The sequence below is a fragment of the Prochlorococcus marinus genome (assembly GCF_001180245.1).
Classification (GTDB): Bacteria; Cyanobacteriota; Cyanobacteriia; order PCC-6307; family Cyanobiaceae; genus Prochlorococcus_A; species Prochlorococcus_A marinus_F.
The window spans coordinates 1-384 of record NZ_CVSV01000039.1; the positions used below are offsets into that span (position 1 = coordinate 1).

The 384-nt window shown below is 38.0% G+C and carries 1 protein-coding gene; it reads right to left on the bottom strand.

Going from position 1 to position 384, the window contains the following annotated elements; all coding sequences use genetic code 11:
• A partial coding sequence (locus AMO19_RS01250) for a methylenetetrahydrofolate reductase (protein WP_179850469.1) occupies positions 1 to 384 on the bottom strand: 384 nt, incomplete at both ends.

Consider the following 384-nt stretch of genomic DNA (forward strand, 5'->3'; position numbering starts at 1 on the left):
ACAATTTGGATCAGCTGCAGCACCTGCAAAAATAAATGTATTGTTATCGGAAAGTTCTCCTAGAGTTGGATCAATTCCTTTATTGAAAGCCTGAATTTGTTGAAGCAATCTAACAGACTCAAACTCATGTACGGCCTTTGCATCTTGTTGATCCCCAGCTTTTACTGAATCACCGGTAATGCATAAGATGTTTCTAATTCCCAAAGCATTTGCTCCCAGGATGTCTGATTGTAAAGCAATTTTATTACGATCTCTGCAAGAAATTTGCATTACTGGTTCTATCTCATTTTCCAGTAATAGTTTGGACATTGCCAAGCTGCACATTCTCATTACAGCTCTGCTTCCATCGGTAATGTTAACAGCATGTACCTTATCTTTCAAAAG